Origin of the sequence: Bradyrhizobium sp. (assembly GCF_049691595.1) — a bacterium.
Classification (GTDB): Bacteria; Pseudomonadota; Alphaproteobacteria; order Rhizobiales; family Xanthobacteraceae; genus Bradyrhizobium.
Map to the genome: position 1 here is coordinate 1 of NZ_JBAVNZ010000169.1, position 2,660 is coordinate 2,660.

The 2,660-nt window shown below is 64.9% G+C and carries 2 protein-coding genes; both read left to right on the forward strand.

Features of this window, described 5'->3' with window-relative positions; all coding sequences use genetic code 11:
- Positions 1-126: 126 nt before the first annotated feature.
- Entirely contained in the window at positions 127-996 is an 870-nt protein-coding gene (locus tag WCE35_RS07570; RefSeq protein ID WP_424592730.1) for a tyrosine-type recombinase/integrase, read from the forward strand.
- Positions 997-1,009: 13 nt separating this feature from the next.
- Complete coding sequence (locus WCE35_RS07575) at positions 1,010-2,227, forward strand: IS91 family transposase (protein ID WP_424592731.1); 1,218 nt, start codon at positions 1,010-1,012, stop codon at positions 2,225-2,227.
- Positions 2,228-2,660: the final 433 nt, after the last annotated feature.

The following is a 2,660-nucleotide window of genomic DNA, read 5'->3' on the forward strand; positions in this document are numbered from 1 at the left end:
GCCAACGGACTAAACCGCTCGCGCGGTAGGGCTCCGCCGCCAAGAGCGCGGGGTGGGGAGAGATAACAGGCGCGTCCTGTCTGAAGATGAGGAGTTGCAACCCTCCCTCCAGACAGGAGCCTCCCCATGACCGACCAGGCAATGAGCCCGTTACGCCGGCGCATGATCGAAGACATGACGATCCGGAAGTTCGCGCCGAAGACCCAACATGACTACGTGCAGAGGGTCAAGAACTTCGCGGCCTATCTTGGCCGCTCGCCCGACACGGCGAGCTCCGAAGACGTGCGTCGCTACCAACTTCACCTGACGGCGAGCGGCGTTGGCGTCCCCACGCTCAACCAGACGGTCTCGACGCTGCGGTTCTTCTTCAAAGTCACGCTCGCGCGGCCCGACCTCGTGGAACGCACGACATTCGTCCGTGAACCGCGCAAGCTGCCGGTGGTGCTCAGCCCGGAGGAAGTAGTGCGCCTGCTCGATGCGGCGCCGGGGCTCAAATACAAGGCGGCGCTGAGCGTGGCTTACGGGGCGGGATTGCGCGTCTCCGAGGTGGTGGCGCTGAAGATCGGCGACATCGACAGCAAACGCATGATCATCCGCGTCGAGCAAGGCAAGGGCCGCAAAGACCGCTACGTGATGCTGTCTCCACATCTGCTCGAACTGCTACGCGCCTGGTGGAAGGCCGCACGACCGCAAGGCTGGCTGTTTCCAGGGCGCGACCGCGTGCAGCCGATGACGACGCGCCAGCTCAATCGCGCCTGCCATGCCGCCGCCAACATGGCCGAGATCAGCAAGCCGGTGTCGATGCATACGCTGCGGCACAGCTTTGCCACCCACCTGCTCGAGCAGAACATTGATATCAGGGTGATCCAGGTCCTGCTCGGCCATGCCAAGCTCGACACCACGGCGCTCTACACCCGCGTCGCCACCAAGACGATCCAGCAGGTCATGAGCCCGCTCGATCGCATCACCCTGACGCAGGCCGAACCGCCCGCCTGACGCGAGGCCCCTCGTGTCGCGTCCATCGCTGGAGGTCGCGGACATCTTTCGCGGCCACGGCCCGGCATGGCGCCGGGCCAATGCCGGCCATATAAGCCTCGGCCAACTCAAGGTGATGTCGGCGATCGAGAGCTGCCGCACGGCAGCCCTCGGCGGCCATGTCGCGCGCTGTGAGGAGTGCGCCCACAGCCAGATCTCGTACAACTCTTGCCGCAATCGGCACTGCCCGAAGTGCCAGGGCGCGGCGGCAAAGGACTGGCTGGCGACGCGCGAGGCCGATTTGCTGCCGGTGCCATACTATCATGTGGTGTTCACTCTGCCGGCGGCCATCGCCGATATCGCCTACCAGAACAAGGCCGTCATCTACGACCTGCTGTTCAAGGCCTCGGCCGAGACCATGCTGACAATCGCCGCCGATCCGAAGCATCTGGGCGCCCGCATCGGCATCACCTCCGTTCTCCATAGCTGGGGCTCGGCCATGACCCATCACCCGCACGTCCACATGATCGTGCCGGGTGGCGGCATCTCGCTCGACGGCGAGCGCTGGGTGACGTGCCGGTCCGGCTTCTTCCTCCCCGTGCGCGTACTCTCGCGCCTGTTCCGACGGCTGTTTCTGGAGAAGCTGCTCGCGGCACACCAAGCCAACCGCCTGAAGTTCTTCGGCAATCATGCCGCGCTCGCCGACGCGCAGGCTTTTGCGACGCATCTGGCGCCGCTGCGCCGAACCGAATGGGTGGTCTATGCCAAGCGCCCGTTCGGCGGGCCACAGGCCGTGCTGGCCTATCTGTCGCGCTATACCCACCGCGTCGCCATTGCCAACAGCCGGCTGATCTCCTGCGACCGCTCCGGCGTGACCTTCCGATGGAAGGACTATCGCGCCGATGGTCGCGACCGCCAGAAGGTCATGACACTCGCCACCGGCGAGTTCATCCGCAGATTTCTGATTCACGTCCTGCCGCAAGGCTTCCACCGCATCCGCCACTATGGCCTGCTCGCGAGCGGTACGCGCGCCGTCAACATCGCCAGGGTGCGCCGCCTGCTCGACGCGCCTGCGATACAGCCCGAGGCCGGGGATGACAGTTGCACCGAGGCCGACGATCCCAAGCCACTCTCGCACCCGTGTCCGTGCTGCGGCGGTCGCATGATCGTCATCGAGACATTCCAGCGCGGCGCCTCGCCGCGCACCCGTCCCACGACTTCCACTGCGGTAATCAGGATCGACACATCATGATCATGGTCGGCGCGCGGCAAAAATGCAGGGCTTTCCTTCGCCGGCTCTCGACCGGCAATGGCCACGCTCGTCCGCGCGACGCACTGGATAGCCATCTTGTCGTTCGTTCTCCGCTCTGCGACGCCGGTTCTGCCCATCGCAATCGGCCAACCGAGGTCGTCATACCCTTGATCGCTTCCCACACAAGCGTTCAACAGACCTCGGCGACAGACCGCCGACGCCGAAATCCCCATAGCGTCTGACGCGCGCCCGCTCCACACCTCCCGCGGTTTCCTCCCTTGGAGGTTTGCGTACGCCGGCCCCCCGGTGTCCGCCGCGCCACCATCATGGGGCCGCCATCCGCAAACCTTCACAACAGGCGACATCTTCCTTGCTCCGCACGTTGAATGCTGCTTAGATTGTGTGGCCTTGCGAATACTACCTAGGTTAATAC